We start from the raw sequence: 17780 nt of genomic DNA, 5'->3' as shown, positions 1-17780 counted from the left end.
TCCCAGGGGGCACTGACAGGGGGCGGTACGGCCTGGGGCCGGATACCCCGTACCGCCCCACCTCGGCCGGCGGCCCGTCCCGGCCGCGTGGTCAGCGAGCGTCGACCGTCACGTCCACGTCGATCCACGGGCGTGCGGTCTCCGTCACGGTCACCGTCGGCCCCGGCACGGGCTGCGCGGTCTCCGTCACGGTCACGGTGGGCGCGGGCTTCGGTTGCGCGGTCTTCGTGACCGTCACCGTCGGGGCGGGCTTCGGCTTCGCCGTCTTCGTCACGGTCACCGTCGGGGCGGGCTTCGGCTTCGCCGTCTTCGTCACGGTCACCGTCGGCGCCGGCTTCGGCTTCGCCGTCTTCGTCACCGTCACCGTCGGCGCCGGCTTCGGCTTCGCCGTCTTCGTGACGATCACTGTCACCGTCGGCGCCGGCTTGGCCTTGAGGCCGGCCGCGTTCTGGGCGTTGGCCAGGGCGGTCGGCGCCAGCACGGCGAGAGTCGGCAGCACGACCACACCGGTGACCGCGAGCCCCACACGCCTCCTGCTGACAAGCTTCATGATGTCCTCCGGGAACTGGCCCTCGTGGATGCCCTGATGGCTTCGGGGCAATCCCAGCAGAGTCAGCCGCTCCGCACGGCCGCGCCCGGGGAGGTCCGCGCCGCATTCACCCCAGGGGGGTGTCGGTCGAAACAGGAATCGACCCGGGGGACGCCCCCGGGCCGATCCGTGCTCGCTCCGGCCGTTGAACCGGGATCAGGCGTTCGGAGCCACCTTCGCGAGGCCGTTGATGATGCGGTCCATCGCGTCGCCGCCCGTGGGGTCGGTGAGGTTGGCGAGCATCTTCAGGGTGAACTTCATCAGCACCGGGTGGGTGAGGCCGCGCTGGGTGGCGACCTTCATGACCTTCGGGTTGCCGATCAGCTTCACGAAGGCGCGGCCCATCGTGTAGTAGCCGCCGTAGGTCTCCTTGAGGACCTTCGGGTAGTTGTTCAGGGCCAGTTCGCGCTGGGCGGGGGTGGCGCGGGCGTGGGCCTGGACGATGACGTCGGCGGCGATCCGGCCGGACTCCATGGCGTACGCGATGCCCTCGCCGTTGAACGGGTTGACCATGCCGCCGGCGTCACCGACGAGCAGCAGGCCCTTGGTGTAGTGCGGCTGGCGGTTGAAGGCCATGGGGAGGGCGGCGCCGCGGATGGGCGTCGTCATGTTGTCCGGGGTGTAGCCCCAGTCCTCGGGCATCGAGGCGCACCACGCCTTCAGGACCTCGCGCCAGTCCAGCTCCTTGAAGGCGGAGGAGGAGTTGAGGATGCCGAGGCCGACGTTGGAGGTGCCGTCGCCCATGCCGAAGATCCAGCCGTAGCCGGGCAGCAGCCGGTCCTGGGGGCCGCGCCGGTCCCACAGCTCCAGCCAGGACTCCAGGTAGTCGTCGTCGTGGCGGGGCGAGGTGAAGTACGTGCGCACGGCGACGCCCATCGGGCGGTCCTCGCGGCGGTGGAGGCCCATCGCGAGGGAGAGCCGGGTGGAGTTGCCGTCGGCGGCGACGACGAGCGGGGCGTGGAAGGTGACCGGGGTCTTCTCCTCGCCGAGCTTGGCGTGCACCCCGGTGATACGGCCGGTGCGCTCGTCCACGATCGGGGCGCCGACGTTGCACCGCTCGTACAGCCGGGCGCCGCCCTTCTGCGCCTGCCGGGCCAGCTGCTCGTCGAAGTCGTCGCGCTTGCGGACCAGTCCGTAGTCCGGGAAGGAGGCGAGGTCCGGCCAGTCCAGCTGGAGGCGGACGCCGCCGCCGATGATGCGCAGGCCCTTGTTGCGCAGCCAGCCGGCCTCCTCGGAGATGTCGATCCCCATGGCGACGAGCTGCTTGGTGGCGCGCGGGGTGAGGCCGTCGCCGCAGACCTTCTCGCGCGGGAACGCCGTCTTCTCCAGCAGGAGGACGTCGAGTCCGGCCTTGGCGAGGTAGTACGCGGTCGTGGAGCCGGCCGGGCCCGCCCCGACGACGATCACGTCCGCGCTGTGTTCGGACAGGGGCTCGGTCACGATCGGCTCTCCCGGAGACTCGCATTCGCGTGCCGCGCGGCACTTGTCCCCCGCAGTCTATGAGAGCCCGCCGGTCAGCCCTCCGAAGGGCTGCCTCATGTCAGCCCGGCGCGCCCCGGACGATCCGGGCGACGGCCCCGGGCAGTCCGGGCGACGGCCCCGGGCCGGGATCAGCCGGCCTTGTCGGGGGCGGGCCCCGTGGGACCGGGATGCGGACCGTTCGGGCCCGGGGGCGGGTACGCGCCCGGCGTACCGTACGGACCCGGGTGGGCCGGTGCGCCCCCACCGGGGCCCCGGCCCGTCATCCGCGCCAGGTACGGCGCGAGGAGCGCCGCGCCGCCCACCCACAGCAGACCGAACAGCAGCGCGTCGGTGACGCTGGGGGCGATCTCCAGGAGCCCCGGGCCGCCGGCGTCGGAGGAGCCCTCGGAGGCCTCCATGGACAGGCCTCCGACACCGGCCAGGGCCAGGAACCCCAGCAGGAACAGCCCGCAGGCGGCGACCTGTTCACCACGGCCGGCGCAGCGGCGGCCGACGATCAGGGCGACCAGGAGGGCGGAGACGACACCGGTGACCAGCGCGCCGACGACCAGTCCGTCGCTCGCCGCGTCACCCAGTTCGCCGAGGCCGAGCGAGCCGTGCTCGCTGCCGGTGCGGAAGAAATCGGTCCGCCCGCGGAAGTCGTACTCCACCGAGCCGCCCCAGCCCACCGACAGCACCACCAGGGCGATGTTGGGCAGCAACGGCAGGGCGGTCAGCAGGGCTTCGCCGTCGACGTCGTCCCGGGTGGCGAAGGTCAGGTAGCCGACCAGGCCGCAGACCAGCAGGACGGCGCCGAGGGCGCGGACGGCGGTCCCGGCGGCACGGGCGAAACCCGGCGCGGCGGCGGACGCGGTGTCGCCCCGCAGGACGGTGACGGTGGTGACGAGGGCGAGGACCAGCGCGCCGAGGGCCGCGAGAGCCGGTGAGGAGTGGACCTCGGCGTCCTCGATCCGGGGCTGGGCCCAGAGCCCGAGGACCAGGACCGCGGCGGCGCTCAGGACGCTGATGCGGACGGCCGCGTCCGCGCCGCCGCCCTGCCGGCGGACCGCGCGGGCGCCCAGGGCCAGCACGCCGATCCACAGGACGGTGACGGTGAGCGGGACCAGGAAGAGGGTGACCCGGCCCTGGCCGCCCGGGTCGAAGTCGGCGTAGGTGTCCCCGTACGCCGAGCCTCCCCCGTAGCCGCCGGTACCGCCCGCGGCCTCCCTCAGCTCGAAGCCGCCGCCCACGGCCTGGAGCAGCAGGGCGAGGGCGACCCGCACCCGGTCGCTCCAGCCGACGGCGACGTCGTCGCCCTGCCCGTACGTGGGGACGGCGAGCGCCACCGCGAGGGCGACGATCAGCCCGGTCGGCCAGAGGGCCGCCTTCAGCGATCCGGCCCAGTCGCCTCCCATCACGCGGCCGGTGAAGAGCCCGAGGGGCGAGGGGCCGGCCGGTGCGGGTGCGTGGCCGCCCGGCGGCGGGGCGTACGCCGGAGGGGGCGGTGGCGCGTAGCCGGGCGCCGGGGGTGCGCCGGGTGCCGGGGGCGTTCCGGGGGCCGGCGCCCAGGCCGGGGGCGGCGGGGCCTGCGGGGGCGGGGCGGCGGGGCGTTCGCGCCCGCACGCCATGCAGAAGCGCGCCTCGTCCGGCGCCGGGGTTCCGCAGAAGGGACAGGACGACGCCATGGGGACTCCGCAGCGGGGAGGGGGCGGGGACGGGGGCCGAACGGTGACACAGAGGAACGGAGGATACGCGTGCCGTGTCAACGACACGATTCCGAGCCCGAAGGTTCCCGCCAACCGCCCACGACCACAACCGATTTCACGCCACGTGCATGCCCCGGTCCGCCGCCGCGCCGCCCGCCGTCAGGCGCGTACGCCCCGGTGCAGGGCGACGATGCCCCCGCTCAGGTTGCGCCAGGCGACCTGCGACCAGCCGGCCCGCTGGAGCAGGGCGGCGAGGCCCGGCTGGTCGGGCCAGGCGCGGATGGACTCGGCGAGGTACACGTACGCGTCGGGGTTGGACGACACCGCCCGCGCGACCGGGGGCAGCGCCCGCATCAGGTACTCCGTGTACACCGTGCGGAACGGCGCCCAGACCGGCTGGGAGAACTCGCAGATGACGACCCGGCCGCCGGGCTTCGTCACCCGGTACAGCTCGCGCAGCGCCGCGTCCGTGTCCTGGACGTTGCGCAGCCCGAAGGAGATCGTCACCGCGTCGAAGGTCTCGTCGCGGAACGGCAGCCTCGTCGCGTCGCCGGCCGTGAACGGCAGCCAGGAGTGGCGCTTCTTGCCCTCGCTCAGCATGCCGATGGAGAAGTCGCAGGGCACGACGTACGCCCCGGTCGCGGCGAACGGCAGTGAGGACGTCGCCGTCCCGGCCGCCAGGTCGAGGACCTTCTCCGCGGGCCGCGCGTGCACCGCCCTGGCGACCTCCTTGCGCCACAGCCGGGCCTGGCCGAGCGAGAGCACGTCGTTGGTGAGGTCGTAGTTGGCCGCCACGCCGTCGAACATGGAGGCGACTTCGTGCGGCTGCTTGTCCAGGGAGGCTCGGGTCACCCGTCCATTCAAGCAGCCCGGCCGGGCGGGGACGGGGCGGGTCACCGGCGCAGGGCCTCGGCCGGTTCGACGCGCGCGGCCCGCCAGGCCGGGTAGAGGCCGGCCACCACCCCGGTGATCAGGCCGATGACGGGGGCGGCGGCCACCGTGCCGGGGTGGACGACCGGCGTCCAGTCCCGGAGCACCGCCACGCCGACGACGGTCACGGTGCCCAGCGAGGTGCCGACCAGCCCGCCCAGCGCGCCGAGTGCCCCGGACTCGGCCAGGAACTGCGCGGTGATGTGCCGCCCCCGGGCGCCGAGCGCGCGGCGCAGGCCGATCTCCCCGGTCCGTTCGAGCACCGCGACCAGGGTGGTGTTGGCGATGCCGACGGCCCCGATGACCAGGCAGATCCCGGCGAGCAGGAGGAAGAGCTGGTCGAGGTCGGAGGTGACGTGGGTGCGCAGGGTCCTGGGGTCGGGCGGCGGTGAGGCCTTGAGGTACTCGGGGTGGTCGGGGCGCAGGGCCGTCGGCGCCTCCCGGGCCGCCTGGCGGGCGGCGCCGATCTCCGTGGAGACCAGCATCTGCGTCTCCTGCGGGTCCGGGGCGCCCCAGATCCGCTCGGCGGCGGTCCGGGGCACGACGACGGAGAGCAGCAGATCGGCCTTGCGCGCGACGTTCTCGACGATGCCGACGACGGTGAAGGGCTCCTCCCCGATGAAGACCGCCGGGTGGGTCTCCAGGGTGGTGATGCCGAGCCGGGCGGCGACGCCGGAGCCGATGACGGCGACGGGTTCGCCGGAGTCGGAGAGGTAGTCGTCGTAGACCCGGCCCTGGGAGAGGACGGGACGGGCGGCGGCGAAGACTCCGGGGGAGGCGGCGACGACGTCGATGTCCTGGCCGCCGCCCGGTCCGTCGGCGCCGATCGGTGCGGACCGTACGGTGACGGAGTCAGGGAGGCGGACCGTCCAGTACACCCCGGCCGCCTTCACCCCGTTCACGCGGTCCATGCGGTGGTCGGCGTCCTCGGGGAAGACCGGGCCGGAGTCCGCGGCGCCCTCGGCCCCGGCCTCCTCGACGGTCACCTCGGTGGCGGTCAGGGCGTTGAACCGGGAGTCGATCTGGGAGGAGGTGGTGGCGGTCAGTCCCAGGACCGCCACGAAGGTCCCGACGCCCAGCACCGTGCCGAGCGCGGTCAGCGCCGAACGGGCGGGTCGCTGGAGGATGCCCGCGGTGGCCTCGGACAGCAGGTCCCGGGGCCGGAACCCGGACGGCTCCACGGCCGGCCGCGCCCCCTCGTCCGCCCCGCGCCCCCTCCGCCGGAGGAACCGGACTCCCCGCCCGTTCATACGGCCGCCCGCCGTTCGGCGAGGACCCCGTCGCGGATGGTGACGGTCCGCTGTCCGCGTTCGGCGATGGCGGGGTCGTGCGTGATCATCAGTACGGTCATGCCCTCGGCGTGGAGTTCGGTGAGCAGGGCGAGCACGGTCGCGGCGTTCGCGGTGTCCAGGTTGCCGGTCGGCTCGTCGCACAGCAGCAGGGACGGACCGGCCGCCAGGGCGCGCGCGATGGCGACGCGCTGGCGCTCGCCGCCGGAGAGGCGGGTGGGCAGGCTGTCCGTCCGGTGACCGAGGCCGACCCGGTCCAGCGCCTCGCGGGCCCGGGGCCGGCGTTCGGCGCGCGGGGTGCCGTTGTAGACCATCGCCAGGATGACGTTCTCCAGCGCGGAGCGGTGCGGCAGCAGGTGGAAGGACTGGAAGACGAAGCCGATCCGGCGGCCGCGCAGCGCGGTGCGGTCCGCGTCCTTGAGCGCCCCCGTGTCGTATCCGTCGAGGAGGTACGTGCCGTGGGTCGGGGCGTCGAGCAGTCCGGCGATGTTCAGGAAGGTGGACTTGCCGGAGCCTGAGGGGCCGACGACGGTCACGAACTCCCCCGCGTCCACGCGCAGATCGCACGGCCGGAACGCGGCGACCGGCGGCGGCCCCGGGTAGGTGAGGCCGACCCGGCGGAACTCGATGACGGGCGGTTCGGCGGTCCGGGCGGTACCGCCGGGCCCGGTCACTGTCCCGCCCCCGTGTCCGTGGTCCTCCGTACGCCGGTGACGACCTTGTCGCCGGGGCGGAGTGCGCCGGAGCCGACGGGGGTGACGGCCACGAAGCCGTCGCCGACGGTGCCGGGTTCGACGGCCACCTGCCGGCGGGCGCCGCTCCCGGTGAGCACGGTGACGGTCGTCCGGCCGTCGGCCCCGGCGGTGATCGCGGTGACGGGGACGACCAGGGCCTTGCCGTCGGTGGTCGCCGCCTCGATGGTCAGCCGGACGTCCTGCCCGGCGAGTCTGGGGTCGAGGGGGCGGTCGGGGCGGACCTCCAGCAGATATCCGGACTCTCCGACGGGTGCCTCGCCGCCGCCTTGGCCGCTCCCCTGCTGGTTCCCGCCACTCGGAGCGTCCGCTCCGGCGTCCTGCCCGGCGGTGGAGAGCGTGCCGGAGAGCGAGGTGACACGGGCCCCGGCGCGGATACCGGTCAGCTCGGAGAGGACCTGGGCCCTGAGTCCCTTCCTGACGAGGCCCGTCTGGTGTTCCTGCAGGTACGCGTGGACGACCAGCCGCCCCGCGGAGACGGTCATGATCGTGCCCGAGACCTGCGTCCCCACCCTGCCGGAGACCGAGTCGACGCGCGCGGGGAAGCCCTGGAGGAAGACCACCTCGCCCGCGGGCAGTTCGGGTCCGTCGGCGGCACGCGCGGCGGCCAGGGCGGTACGGGCGGCGGCCAGGTCCTCCCGGGCGCGCGCGAGCTGCCGGCCGGGGGCGGGGGCGCCGGAGCCCTTGGCGGTGCCGGTGCTCGTGCCGGTGGGGTCGGTGCTCTTGGCGTCCGTGGTACCCGCGTCCCCGGAGGTCTTCTCGTTCGCGGTCCCGTCTGGGGATCCGTCCGAGGTCCCGCTCCGGGCCGCGTCCGCCGACGCGTTCGCGTCCTCGATGTCCTGGACGGCGCGTTCGGCGGCGGTGACCGCGTCGCGCGCGGCCTTGAGACCGGCACCGTGGTCGTCGAGCGCGGGCAGCGGGTCGTAACCGATCGACGCGTAGAAGGCGGTGAGAGCGGCCTTGGTCCCTTCACCGAAGGTGCCGCGCGCGTCGGCCCCGGTGCTGTGGCCCAGCCCGCTCAGCGCCTTCTGGAGCTGTGCGACGTCGTCGCCGGTGGCGCCGGGCTTGAGGTCGCGGTAGACGGGGAGCTTGCCGGGCAGGGCGAAGACCGGCCGCCCGGAGACCTCCAGGAGCACCTTCCCCGCCATGACCTTCCCGCCGGGCGGCACCCCGATCTTGGTGACCACCGGGCTCCCGGCCCCCTCCCCGCCGGCGGTCTGCGGGGCGATCCGCACCGACTGCCCGGCGATCACCTGCCCCCGGGTGATGACGGTCGACGCCAGGACCCGGTACTCGACCTCGGCGGTGAGCACGCTCGGCGCGGGCGGCTCCGCGTCGGCGGCGGCCTGCGCGGGCGACTTCACGAACGCGGCGGCGGCGACCCCGGCCCCCGCCAGGGCCACGGCTCCGGCGGCGAGCACGGCGACCCAGCGCCTGCGCCGGGAGAGCCAGGAGGCCGCGTCCTCGGGCCCCTCTCCTTCGGAGGGGCGCCCGGGGGCGCGCTCGGTGCGGCGGGAGGCGGTCGGAGCCGTCATGTCAACTTTCCTTCGTAGGGCGGCACATCGGCCGGGGGCAGTCGTGGTGGCCGGTCCGGGTTCAGCCACCGACCGTCGTCCCACCGCTCCCACCCGCCCCACCGCCACCGCACATCTGGAGCGCCCGGACCGCCGCGGGGTCCGTCCTGACGGTCCGGGCCTGCTCCTCCGTCAGCGCGACCAGCCCGGTCGCCGGGTCGGGGTCCGGATATCCGGCGTACCCCTCGCGCCGCACACAGGCGCTCAACTCCCGTGCCTTCGCCACCGCGACGGCGTCGGCCGTCCTCCCGGAGGGCGCGGGCAGCCGGCCGGCACACCGCTTCTCCGCCCCGCTCAGCGTGGCCGGATCGATTCGCTCCTTGTCCACCCGGAGCACACCCTCGGCGGTCGTCTCCAGCATCACGCCCCGGTCCTCCAGGCAGCGGAGGTAGGCCGTCAGGGCCTCGTCCCGATGCGTGGCGGTGGCCTTCGGCGTCGGGGTCTTCGCGGATGCGACGGGTTCGTGCCGCTCCGGGGAACCGTCCGGCGTACCGCCCCCGCATCCGCTCAGCAGCACGGACACGAGAAGCGCGCACAGGGCTGCGCCTCGGGCGGTGCGAGCGGTGCGCGGCATGGGGAACTCCTGGGGCGGGGCGCGCCGGTGAGGGCGGCGGCTCGGCGGAACAGAGGCCGGGCGAGGGGCGTACGGGAGAACCGGACAGCGTCCGGTGACAAGCCAACTGCCTTGCGTTGAACAGGACTTATTCGCTCGTCCCGCAGCGAAACTAAGCGGCCGCGCAGCCCGTGTCCACTGTCCCCGAGGCCAGTAGACGGCCCGTCGGGCGCTGCGCTTTGCTGAATCCGCTTGCTCCGACATCAGCCGCGGGGACGGCCCGCCACGCCGGGCGGTCGCCGCTGGACCGAAGGAATGACTCAGTGTTCAAGAACAACCTGGCGCGCCGCGCCGCCACCCTCACGCTGGCCGCGGCCGCGCTGACCGGTGCCGGTGTCTTCACTGCCAGCAATGCCTTCGCCGTGTACGCGCCGAAGGACGGATACCTCGACGCGGAGGAGTTCGGCCTGTACTACAGCCCGAACCAGCAGGGCTGTGTCTTCGACCTGTACTCCTACGACTCGGACTTCTCGGACGACTACTTCAAGCCGTTCGTCGGCAGCTGCAACGGGCAGGGCCAGAGCGTGAACGACAACACGGCGTCGTACTACAACCGCGACACCCTGACCTGGTGGGTGTACACCGACGCCAACGCCGGGGGCGGCGAGGGCTCACTGCCCCCCGGCCACATCGGCAACGCGTCGACGGCCTTCCGGAACAAGATCAGCTCGGCCTTCCACTACCACCCCCAGCGGTAGGGACGAGCCGTAGGACCCGAGCCTCACCCCTCCGCAACGCCGTCCCGCCCGTTGGAGCCGGGCGGGACGGCGCCGCGAGCACCCTACAACCCGCTGTCGCCCCCTCCGAGTGCAAGGACCGCCCCATGCCCGCTGTCCCCGGCCGCCTCCGTGCCGTATGCCTGGCCGCAGCCGTCGCGGCCGTCCTGACCGGCTGTTCCTCCTCCGACGACGGCTCCGGAACCGGCTCCGGCACCGGCAGCGGCGAGCCCTCGGTGGCCGAGACCCCGAGGATGACGCTCACCGCGGGCACGGAGCTCCCGCTCGACGCGTACGAACGGTCCGAGGACGACGTGTACGCGCTGGCCAAGGCACAGAACGTCCTCACCGAGCAGTGCATGAAGCGCTACGGCCTCGCCTACGACGCCCCCGACCCCTCGCCGCCGGCCCACATCCGGCCGAACGCGCGGATCTTCGGTCTCGTGGACGCCGGGGAGGCGGCCCGCTACGGCTACGGATCGGTGGCCCGGACCGGCCCGGCACCCACGAAGCCGAAGTCCGCCGTCCTCGGGGAGACCGCCAAGTCGGTGCTGTTCGGGCCGAAGACGAAGAAGAGCGGCAAGGCCCTCGCCGAGATGCCCATGAGCCAGACCGCCGCCGAGAAGAAGAAGAGCGGGCTCGTCGTCAACGGCAGCCCCGTGCCCGTGGGCGGCTGTCTGCGGGAGTCGTATCTGAAGCTGTACGCCCCCACCTCGTCCAGCGTGGACATCATGTACGTCTTCAACCTCAAGGGCGAGGCGGAGTCCCGCGCCCTGAGCGATTCGCGGGTGAAGAAGGCGACGAAGGCCTGGTCCGCGTGCATGAAGAAGGCCGGATACGTCACGGCCGCCCCCGCCTCGGCCGCCCGGGACCTCGGTTTCTCGGGCGGGGCCGCCACCGGTCCCGGGGCGGTGACGGCGGCGAAGGCGGATGTGGCCTGCAAGGCGGAGGTCAACTACGCGGGGATCCGGTTCGCCGTGCAGAGCGCGTACGAGAAGCGCTCCGCCGACCGGAACGCGGAGACGCTCGGCCTCCTCCGCGAGCAGGCGCAGGACCGGCTCCGGCTCGCCTCGCAACTGACGTCGTGACGCCCGTGGAGCTGACGTCCCGACGACATTCCGGATCCTGATATCCCCCCGGGGAATCCGCCGGCCCCGTGCTAGTTTCGCGGGCGTTGTGCCGGCTTCCCTGGGGGGGGGAACATGATGGACCGTTGCGTCGTTTGCGCTGCTCACCGCATGGTCAGCGCGTGCAGGTGCTTACCGGAACCGCCGCTGGTGACCGTTCCGGTCCACCATCTGACACCGACGGAACTCCGGATCTTCGAGGGGCTGCACAACGCCCCCGCGCATGAGGACATCGCCGCGTCGCTCTTCATCACCACCCGCACGGTCAAGTTCCATCTGGCCAATCTCCGGCAGAAGTTGGGCGGTCTCACGCACCTCCAGCTCTGTCTGCTCGCCGCACTGCACCACCGCGGGCTTCCGGCCCTGTGCGACTCGTGCGCGTCGGGCTTCACGGACGGCTCCGTCGTGGCCCGGTCCGCCTGAGGACCGCACCCGCGGACGTTCCGCACCCCCCGCCGCGTGCGGCGGTTCCGGGAACTGATGCGATACGCGACGAACAGACCGTGCGAAAGAACAGTGGGATCCACCGGGTGAAGAGAGACCGAGGCATCAGCGGAATATCCGGGCGCGCGCCGTCCCGACGGAGAGGAGGGCCGCGCCGGACGGTGCTCGCCGCACTGACCCTCGCGGCCCTGGCCGTCGCGGCCTTCCTCGTCGTCGCGCCGCCCTGGGAGCGGGGCGAGCCCGCCGCTGCCGCCGCCGGCACCGGCACCGGTGCCGGCACCGGCACCGAGGAGATCGCTCCCGCGCCCGCCTCCGCGCCGCCCTCCCCCGAGGCCGCCCCCTCGCCCTCCCCCTCCCCGTCCCCCCGGAAGACCCGGACGGCCCCGCCCGTCGTCCCGGCCTCCGGGCCCGGCACCTTCACGGTGGCGCGGGCGGGTGCGTCGGCCGGGGGCGGGAACGCGTACCGGGTGGAGGTGGAGGACGGGTCCGGGGTCGCCCCGGACGAGGCGGCGGACCGGATCGCGGACATCCTGGCCTCGCCGCGCGGCTGGTCGCACGGGGGGAAGCAGTCGTTCCGCCAGGTCACCGAGGGGCCGGCCGGGATGGTGGTCAAGATCGCGACGGCGGCGACGACCGACCGCATCTGCGGTTCGGGCGGCATGAACACGCACGGGGAGGTCAACTGCCGGCTGGGCGAGACGGTGGTGGTCAACCTCAAGCGCTGGCAGACCGGTTCGCCGGAGTTCGACGGCCCGCTGGACGAGTACCGGGCGCTGATCATCAACCACGAGGTCGGGCACTGGCTCGGCCACGGCCACGAGGGCTGCCCCGGGAAGGGCCGTCCGGCCCCCGCGATGATGCAGCAGATCTACGGGCTGAAGGGCTGCGTCGCCAACGCCTGGCCGTACGACAGCCACGGGTCCTACCTCGGCGGACCCTCCGTGCCCTGAGTCACGGTACGCGTGGCCCTGAGTCACGGTACGCGTGTGGACTGAACCCATTGCCCCCGACACCGGTCATACCAACGGGGAGCGGAAACACACGCGGGACCGGGGAGGGTACGGATGTCCACGAGTACGGGGCGCCGGAAACGAATACAGGCGGGAGCGGGGCGGCGTCGGCTGGTGCTGACGGCCGCCGTCCCCCTGGTGCTGGTCGCGGCCGGTGTCGTGGGGCTGCGGTGGAACGCCGGGCACGGCGGGGACACGTTCGAGGTGGCCCACGCGGGCGTCTCGAAGGGCACGACGGGCCACGCCTACCGGGTCGAGGTGGAGGAGGACTCCGGGCTCGACCCGGACGAGGCCGCCGCCGAGGTGGCCTCGGTCCTGGCCGCGCCGCGCGGCTGGGCGCACGGCGGCGAGCAGTCCTTCCGCCAGGTCGACGACGCCTCGGCGGGGCTCGTCATCCGCATCGCGACACCGGGCACCACCGACCGGATCTGCGCCAAGAGCGGCCTGAACACCCATGGCGAGGTGAACTGCCGGGTCGGGACCGATGTCATGGTCAACCTGAAGCGCTGGACGAAGGGTTCACCCGAGTTCCACGGCCCGCTCGCCGAGTACCGGGCGCTGATCATCAACCACGAGGTCGGGCACTGGCTCGGCCACGGCCACGAGACCTGCCCCGGGAAGGGCCGCCCGGCGCCCGCGATGATGCAGCAGATCGACGGGCTGAAGGGCTGCGTCGCCAACGCCTGGCCGTACGACGGCCACGGGCGCTACCTCGGCGGACCCCCCGTTCCGTGACGCCGCCCGCGCTGTGAGCCGCGTCTCACCCGGGGCGTACTGGCCCGAGGGACAGTGGTCGAGAGCCGGTGGAGGTTGCTTCAATTCTCAACGGCCCTGAACGCCGATCAAGGCCGATCCGACCACCGAGACCCCCGGAAGGGGAGCGATCATGCGCACCGGAACCCGTTCAGCGGCCCTGGTCCCCGCGGCCCTCGCCGCCACCGCCGCCGTGCTCTGTCTCGTCACGGCCGGCCCGGCCTCGGCCGCGGAGAAGGACGGCTGGCTGACCGCCGGGGAGATGGGCCTGTACTGCACGCCGAACCAGGGCAGTTCCGTCTTCGACCTCGGCGAGTACAGCAACGACGCGGACCTCGGCAACGACTACTTCAAGGGCTCGCTGAGCTGCGCCGGACAGCGGGTGGACAACAACACCGCCTCGTACTGGAACCGCAGCGCGAGCAGCCGGATGGTCGTGTACACGGGGGCGGGCTTCAGCGGCTCCTACGGAAGCCTTCCGCCCGGTTACGTCGGCAACGCGTCGAGCGCGTTCCGGAACACGATCTCGTCGGTCAGCGCGGCCTGGGCCGAGTAGCCGGGACCGGCCACCACCAAGCACTCCGGAACACTCGCCTCCCGGGCGCGGGTCCGACCACCCCGTGTCCGTGCGAGATTCCGGGATCTGAACTGGCTCCCGGGGGGGGGAATCATGAGGATTCGCTGTCTCGTATGTGCGGACGGCGCGAGCGCCGGCCACCCGCAGGGCAAGCAGCGGACCCCGCTGACGCGCGTCCCGCTCCATCATCTGACCCCGATGGAACGGCAGGTGTTCGCCGCGCTGTACAGCGGACCGTCCAACGAGGAACTCGCGGCGCGGCTCCACATCACCCCGCGCACCGTGAAGTTCCACATCGTCAATCTCCGCACCAAGCTGGGCGGTCTGACCCGGCTGCGGCTCCATCTGCTGGCGGCCCTGGAGCGGCTGGAGCTGCCGGCGGTCTGCCCGGCCTGCGCCCGGCTCCTGGCGGAGCCGGCCGGTCTGGCCCAGTGCGCGTAGGCGGCCGGTGCACCGGCGGACTCACCGCCGCCGGTACACCAGCCGTCCGCCCAGCACCGTTCCCACGCAGCGGCCGGCCCCCTCCGCGAGGAGGGCCGGTTCGTCCGGGGCGTCGAAGGCGGCGAAGTCGGCGCGGGCGCCCTCGGTGAGCGGCCCGTGGGCGGCGGCGGCCAGGTCGCGTCCGTGTGCGAACGGATCGAGACACGGGGCGCCCGCGGCCGTCCGGGCCGGCGGGAGGACGGTGAGGCCCGAGCGGGCGACGGGGCCGCGCAGGGTCGCGTCGTCGAAGCGGCCCGCGAGATGGGTCGTGCCGAGGGCGAGCATCCGGTGGAGACCGCGCCGGACGCTGCCGGGACGCCAGGCGGAGTCCGGGCCGAGGGCGTCGAGGGCGGCGCCGGTGAGGGGTTCGGTGCCCAGGGTCCCGGCCTCGCGCGGGTCGGGGAAGTACCACTCGGTCAGCAGCCGGACGGCGTCGTACTGGACGAGGCCGGGGGCCAGCAGTCCGGGCCAGCGCCGCACCCGGGCACCCGGATGGGCGGCCGCCAGCTCCTCGTACGGTCCGAGGGCCGCGACCACCGTGTCCCGCACGGCCACCGCCCCGCCGGGCACGGGCGGACGGCCGCCGCCCGGCAGCAGCAGGGCGGCGGTGTGGATCGTCAGCACGGGGCGTTCAGTTGGCGCCGAGGAGCTTCAGCTCCGGGTGCGCGGTGCCGCCCTCGATCGCGGTGGACGAGATGTGCGAGACGACGCGCTCGTCGACCGGGTCGTTCGCCGGGTCGTCGTGGACGACCAGGTGCTCGTACGTGGTGGAGCGCTGGGCCGGCACCCGGTCCGCCTTGCGGATCAGGTCGATGATCTCCAGGCGGTTGGAGCGGTGCTTGGCACCGGCGGAGGAGACGACGTTCTCCTCCAGCATGATCGAGCCCAGGTCGTCGGCGCCGTAGTGCAGCGACAGCTGGCCGACCTCCTTGCCCGTGGTGAGCCAGGAGCCCTGGATGTGGGCGACGTTGTCCAGGAAGATCCGGGCGATGGCGATCATCCGCAGGTACTCGAAGAGCGTGGCCTGCGTACGGCCCTTCAGCTTGTTGTTCTCCGGCTGGTAGGTGTACGGGATGAAGGCGCGGAAGCCGCCGGTGCGGTCCTGGACGTCGCGGATCATCCGCAGGTGCTCGATGCGCTCGGCGTTCGTCTCGCCGGTGCCCATGAGCATCGTCGACGTGGACTCGACGCCCAGACCGTGGGCGATCTCCATGATCTCCAGCCAGCGCTCGCCGGACTCCTTGAGCGGGGCGATGGCCGTACGCGGCCGGGCCGGCAGCAGTTCGGCGCCGGCGCCCGCGAAGGAGTCGAGGCCCGCCGCGTGGATCCGGGCGATGGCCTCCTCGGCGGAGACCTTCGAGATCCGGGCCATGTGCTCGATCTCGGAGGCCCCGAGCGAGTGGATGACCAGCTGCGGGAACTCCTTCTTGATCGCCGAGAAGTGCTTCTCGTAGTACTCGACGCCGTAGTCCGGGTGGTGCCCGCCCTGGAACATGATCTGGGTGCCGCCCAGCTCGACGGTCTCCGCGCAGCGGCGCAGGATGTCGTCCAGGTCCCGGGACCAGCCCTTGTCCGTGTCCTTGGGCGCCGCGTAGAACGCGCAGAACTTGCACGCCGTGACGCAGACGTTGGTGTAGTTGATGTTGCGCTCGATGATGTACGTCGCGATGTGCTCCGTACCCGCGTAACGCCTCCGGCGCACGGCGTCGGCCGCCGCGCCCAGGGCGTGCAGGGGCGCGGACCGGTAGAGGTCGAGGGCCTCCTCCGGAGTGATCCGGCCGCCCGCGGCGGCGCGGTCGAGGATGGGCTGGAGGTCGGCCTTCTCGGTCACCGGGCTGTCACCTTTCGGCGGTTTTTCAACGGATCCATGGACCGGCTCAGCGTACGCCAGCCCCGCCGGACCTCAGCGGCCGGACCTGGTCAGCGTGCCGTACGGGAGCCCGGCCGCCCGCTCCTCGGACCGGAAGCGCAGGGTGCCGTCGGCGGCGCGCGTGTAGTGGAGGACGGCCGGGTCGGTGGTGCAGAGGCCGGGGGTGCCGGCGCGGTCGGGGTCGGCCCGTTCCCTCAGGGTGAGCGCCCGGTCGGTGGCGGCGGTGAGGGAGGCGACGCTGTAGCAGCGCACCTCCACGCCGAGGCTTTCGATCGTCGTCGTCATACGGACCACGTCGGCGCCCTCGCGGCCCTTGCCGATCACCGCGGTGAGCGTGCCGTGCGGGGCGCCGGTCGTCTTCTCGGTGAGCGGTCCGCGCCAGGTGCCGAGGAAGGCGGCCGGGACCTCGGCGGACCGGCCCGGGGTGCCCGTCCCCGAGCCGGACGGGGTCTCCGGCTCCGAGGTCGCGGAGTCACCGGGGGTGCTGGGCGAGGTCTCGGCGCCGGTGGTCGGCCGTGATCCGGCGTTCTCCGTGCCGCCGCCCCCGCCCGGCATCAGGTCGAACAGGTACGCGCTGCCGACGGTCACCACCGCCAGCGCCCCGGCCACCGCGAGCGCGACGGTGCAGCTGAGCCGGCGCCCGCGCCGCCCGTCCGGCCGGGAGCCCGCGTCCATGGTGAGGGCGAACCGGGGGTCGGCGGTGCGCGGGCCGGGCACCCCGCCGGTTCCGGCCCCGTACGGCCCCGGCCGCGGAGCGGACCCGGTCCGCGGTTCGAGCGGCGGCCCGAAGACCCCGAGCGCCCCGCCGCCCGCCGCGCCCGCGTCCCCGGTGCCTCCCGCGCTTCCCCCGCCTCCCGCGCCTCCCGCGCCTCCCGTGCCGAACGAGGCGCTGCTGAACGGCACCGGACCCGACTGGACCGGTGCGTCCTGCGGTTCCAGGTCCAGCAGGGCGACCGCCGAGCGGCTGACCTCGCGTTCCAGGGAGGCGGGGAGCCAGCCCGCCGCCACCGCGGCCGCCGCGCCGCCGGGCATCAGCCGGCGGGCCAGCTCGGCCGGGGTCGGGCGGTGTGCCGGGTCCTTGGCGAGGCAGGCGGCGATCACCTCGCGCAGCTCGCCCTCCAGCTCGCCCAGCTCGGGCTCCTCGTGGACCACCTTGTAGAGGAGGACCGCCGAGGAGTCGCCCAGGAAGGGGGCCGAGCCCGTCGCCGCGTACGCCAGCACCGCGCCCAGCGAGAAGATGTCGGCCTCGCCGGAGATCTCCTGGCCCCGGATCTGCTCGGGCGACATGTAGCCGGGCGAGCCGACGGAGACCCCGGTGGAGGTGAGGGAGACCGTCGCGTCGATGGCGCGGGCGATGCCGAAGTCGATCAGCCGGGGGCCGTCGAGGGCGAGCAGCACGTTGGACGGCTTCACATCGCGGTGGATGAGCCCCTGCCCGTGGACGGCGGCCAGCGCCTCGGCGAGCCCGGCGCCCAGCGTGCGGACCGCCTGTTCGGGCAGCGGGCCGTGGTCGGTCACCGCGGAGGAGAGCGGCGGCCCGGCCACGTAGCCGTGGGCGACCCAGGGCACGGGGGCGTCCGGGTCGGCGTCCAGGACGGGCGCGGTCCACTGGCCGCCGATGCGCCGCGCCGCGTCCACCTCGCGGCGGAACCGGGCGCGGAACTGCTCGTCGAGCGCGAAGTGCGGATGGACGACCTTGACCGCGACCGTACGGCCCCCCGCGCTGCGTCCGAGATAGACGCGGCCCATGCCGCCGGCCCCGAGTCTGCCGAGCAGCCGGTAGGCACCGATGCCCAGCGGGTCGCCGGCTTCGAGCGGCTGCATATGCGAACTCCCCCTGTGGACCGGCCTGACCTCGGACCGAAGCCTAGGCTCTGAAGGTCATCGGC

18 protein-coding genes are annotated in these 17780 nt (G+C 73.7%); 7 read left to right on the top strand and 11 right to left on the bottom strand.

Features of this window, described 5'->3' with window-relative positions; genetic code table 11:
• Positions 1–91: 91 nt before the first annotated feature.
• From ACFVDM_RS22990 to ACFVDM_RS22955, 8 genes are all read right to left on the bottom strand, one after another.
• A complete protein-coding gene (locus ACFVDM_RS22990; RefSeq protein ID WP_383643015.1) occupies positions 92–601 on the bottom strand; it encodes a hypothetical protein in 510 nt (169 codons plus the stop codon).
• A gap of 144 nt (positions 602–745) precedes the next feature.
• Positions 746–2029 carry a geranylgeranyl reductase family protein gene (locus tag ACFVDM_RS22985; RefSeq protein ID WP_383643012.1) on the bottom strand — a complete coding sequence of 428 codons (1284 nt, stop codon included), beginning with the start codon at positions 2027–2029 and terminating at the stop codon, positions 746–748.
• Between the two features lie 170 nt (positions 2030–2199).
• A complete protein-coding gene (locus ACFVDM_RS22980) occupies positions 2200–3735 on the bottom strand; it encodes a zinc ribbon domain-containing protein (RefSeq protein WP_383643009.1) in 1536 nt (511 codons plus the stop codon).
• A 180-nt stretch (positions 3736–3915) separates the two neighbouring features.
• On the bottom strand, positions 3916–4608 hold the full coding sequence (locus ACFVDM_RS22975) for a demethylmenaquinone methyltransferase (protein WP_383643006.1): 693 nt from the start codon (positions 4606–4608) through the stop codon (positions 3916–3918).
• 41 nt (positions 4609–4649) lie between these two features.
• Positions 4650–5936, bottom strand: a complete 1287-nt coding sequence (locus ACFVDM_RS22970; RefSeq protein WP_383643003.1) for an ABC transporter permease — start codon at positions 5934–5936, stop codon at positions 4650–4652.
• Positions 5933–6649, bottom strand: a complete 717-nt coding sequence (locus ACFVDM_RS22965) for an ABC transporter ATP-binding protein (RefSeq protein WP_383643000.1) — start codon at positions 6647–6649, stop codon at positions 5933–5935. The genes ACFVDM_RS22970 and ACFVDM_RS22965 overlap by 4 nt, the downstream gene beginning before the upstream one ends.
• Positions 6646–8262 carry a peptidoglycan-binding protein gene (locus tag ACFVDM_RS22960; RefSeq protein ID WP_383642997.1) on the bottom strand — a complete coding sequence of 539 codons (1617 nt, stop codon included), beginning with the start codon at positions 8260–8262 and terminating at the stop codon, positions 6646–6648. The genes ACFVDM_RS22965 and ACFVDM_RS22960 overlap by 4 nt, the downstream gene beginning before the upstream one ends.
• Positions 8263–8323: 61 nt before the next feature.
• Positions 8324–8875 carry a hypothetical protein gene (locus ACFVDM_RS22955; RefSeq protein WP_383642994.1) on the bottom strand — a complete coding sequence of 184 codons (552 nt, stop codon included), beginning with the start codon at positions 8873–8875 and terminating at the stop codon, positions 8324–8326.
• 302 nt (positions 8876–9177) lie between these two features.
• On the opposite strand from ACFVDM_RS22955, the gene ACFVDM_RS22950 reads away from it, so the two are divergent.
• From ACFVDM_RS22950 to ACFVDM_RS22920, 7 genes are all read left to right on the top strand, one after another.
• Positions 9178–9612, top strand: a complete 435-nt coding sequence (locus ACFVDM_RS22950) for a peptidase inhibitor family I36 protein (RefSeq protein WP_383642991.1) — start codon at positions 9178–9180, stop codon at positions 9610–9612.
• A gap of 125 nt (positions 9613–9737) precedes the next feature.
• The gene (locus ACFVDM_RS22945; protein ID WP_383642988.1) at positions 9738–10718 is read left to right on the top strand and encodes a hypothetical protein; all 981 of its coding nucleotides are present in this window, start codon (positions 9738–9740) and stop codon (positions 10716–10718) included.
• Between the two features lie 189 nt (positions 10719–10907).
• Positions 10908–11180, top strand: a complete 273-nt coding sequence (locus tag ACFVDM_RS22940) for a helix-turn-helix transcriptional regulator (RefSeq protein WP_383642985.1) — start codon at positions 10908–10910, stop codon at positions 11178–11180.
• A gap of 182 nt (positions 11181–11362) precedes the next feature.
• On the top strand, positions 11363–12151 hold the full coding sequence (locus tag ACFVDM_RS22935; RefSeq protein WP_383642982.1) for a DUF3152 domain-containing protein: 789 nt from the start codon (positions 11363–11365) through the stop codon (positions 12149–12151).
• 114 nt (positions 12152–12265) lie between these two features.
• On the top strand, positions 12266–12946 hold the full coding sequence (locus tag ACFVDM_RS22930; protein ID WP_383642979.1) for a DUF3152 domain-containing protein: 681 nt from the start codon (positions 12266–12268) through the stop codon (positions 12944–12946).
• A 151-nt stretch (positions 12947–13097) separates the two neighbouring features.
• Positions 13098–13520 (top strand): peptidase inhibitor family I36 protein, encoded by a 423-nt coding sequence (locus tag ACFVDM_RS22925; protein ID WP_383642976.1) that lies wholly within the window; start codon positions 13098–13100, stop codon positions 13518–13520.
• Between the two features lie 114 nt (positions 13521–13634).
• Complete coding sequence (locus tag ACFVDM_RS22920) at positions 13635–13982, top strand: helix-turn-helix transcriptional regulator (RefSeq protein ID WP_383642974.1); 348 nt, start codon at positions 13635–13637, stop codon at positions 13980–13982.
• Positions 13983–14003: 21 nt separating this feature from the next.
• On the opposite strand, the gene ACFVDM_RS22915 is transcribed toward ACFVDM_RS22920, so the two are convergent.
• From ACFVDM_RS22915 to ACFVDM_RS22905, 3 genes are all read right to left on the bottom strand, one after another.
• Entirely contained in the window at positions 14004–14645 is a 642-nt protein-coding gene (locus ACFVDM_RS22915) for a hypothetical protein (protein WP_383642971.1), read from the bottom strand.
• A gap of 7 nt (positions 14646–14652) precedes the next feature.
• On the bottom strand, positions 14653–15852 hold the full coding sequence (gene mqnC / locus ACFVDM_RS22910; RefSeq protein ID WP_383642968.1) for a cyclic dehypoxanthinyl futalosine synthase: 1200 nt from the start codon (positions 15850–15852) through the stop codon (positions 14653–14655).
• A gap of 72 nt (positions 15853–15924) precedes the next feature.
• Positions 15925–17715: a serine/threonine-protein kinase gene (locus ACFVDM_RS22905; protein WP_383642965.1), complete on the bottom strand. Its 1791-nt coding sequence runs from the start codon at positions 17713–17715 to the stop codon at positions 15925–15927.
• Positions 17716–17780 lie beyond the last annotated feature (65 nt).

This window comes from Streptomyces sp. NPDC057682 (assembly GCF_042799575.1).
Taxonomy (GTDB): Bacteria; Actinomycetota; Actinomycetes; order Streptomycetales; family Streptomycetaceae; genus Streptomyces.
The sequence above is the reverse complement of the archived record's forward strand: the minus strand, read 5'-3'. Positions and strand labels throughout refer to the sequence as shown.

What these genes read in the sequence shown, in the direction of transcription:
- ACFVDM_RS22980 (WP_383643009.1), bottom strand. Translation starts at nt 3,735, where the DNA reads ATGGCGTCGTCCTGTCCCTTCTGCGGAACCCCGGCGCCGGACGAGGCG.
- ACFVDM_RS22970 (WP_383643003.1), bottom strand. Translation starts at nt 5,936, where the DNA reads ATGAACGGGCGGGGAGTCCGGTTCCTCCGGCGGAGGGGGCGCGGGGCG.
- ACFVDM_RS22960 (WP_383642997.1), bottom strand. Translation starts at nt 8,262, where the DNA reads ATGACGGCTCCGACCGCCTCCCGCCGCACCGAGCGCGCCCCCGGGCGC.
- ACFVDM_RS22955 (WP_383642994.1), bottom strand. Translation starts at nt 8,875, where the DNA reads ATGCCGCGCACCGCTCGCACCGCCCGAGGCGCAGCCCTGTGCGCGCTT.
- ACFVDM_RS22945 (WP_383642988.1), top strand. Translation starts at nt 9,738, where the DNA reads ATGCCCGCTGTCCCCGGCCGCCTCCGTGCCGTATGCCTGGCCGCAGCC.
- ACFVDM_RS22930 (WP_383642979.1), top strand. Translation starts at nt 12,266, where the DNA reads ATGTCCACGAGTACGGGGCGCCGGAAACGAATACAGGCGGGAGCGGGG.
- ACFVDM_RS22925 (WP_383642976.1), top strand. Translation starts at nt 13,098, where the DNA reads ATGCGCACCGGAACCCGTTCAGCGGCCCTGGTCCCCGCGGCCCTCGCC.
- ACFVDM_RS22920 (WP_383642974.1), top strand. Translation starts at nt 13,635, where the DNA reads ATGAGGATTCGCTGTCTCGTATGTGCGGACGGCGCGAGCGCCGGCCAC.
- ACFVDM_RS22905 (WP_383642965.1), bottom strand. Translation starts at nt 17,715, where the DNA reads ATGCAGCCGCTCGAAGCCGGCGACCCGCTGGGCATCGGTGCCTACCGG.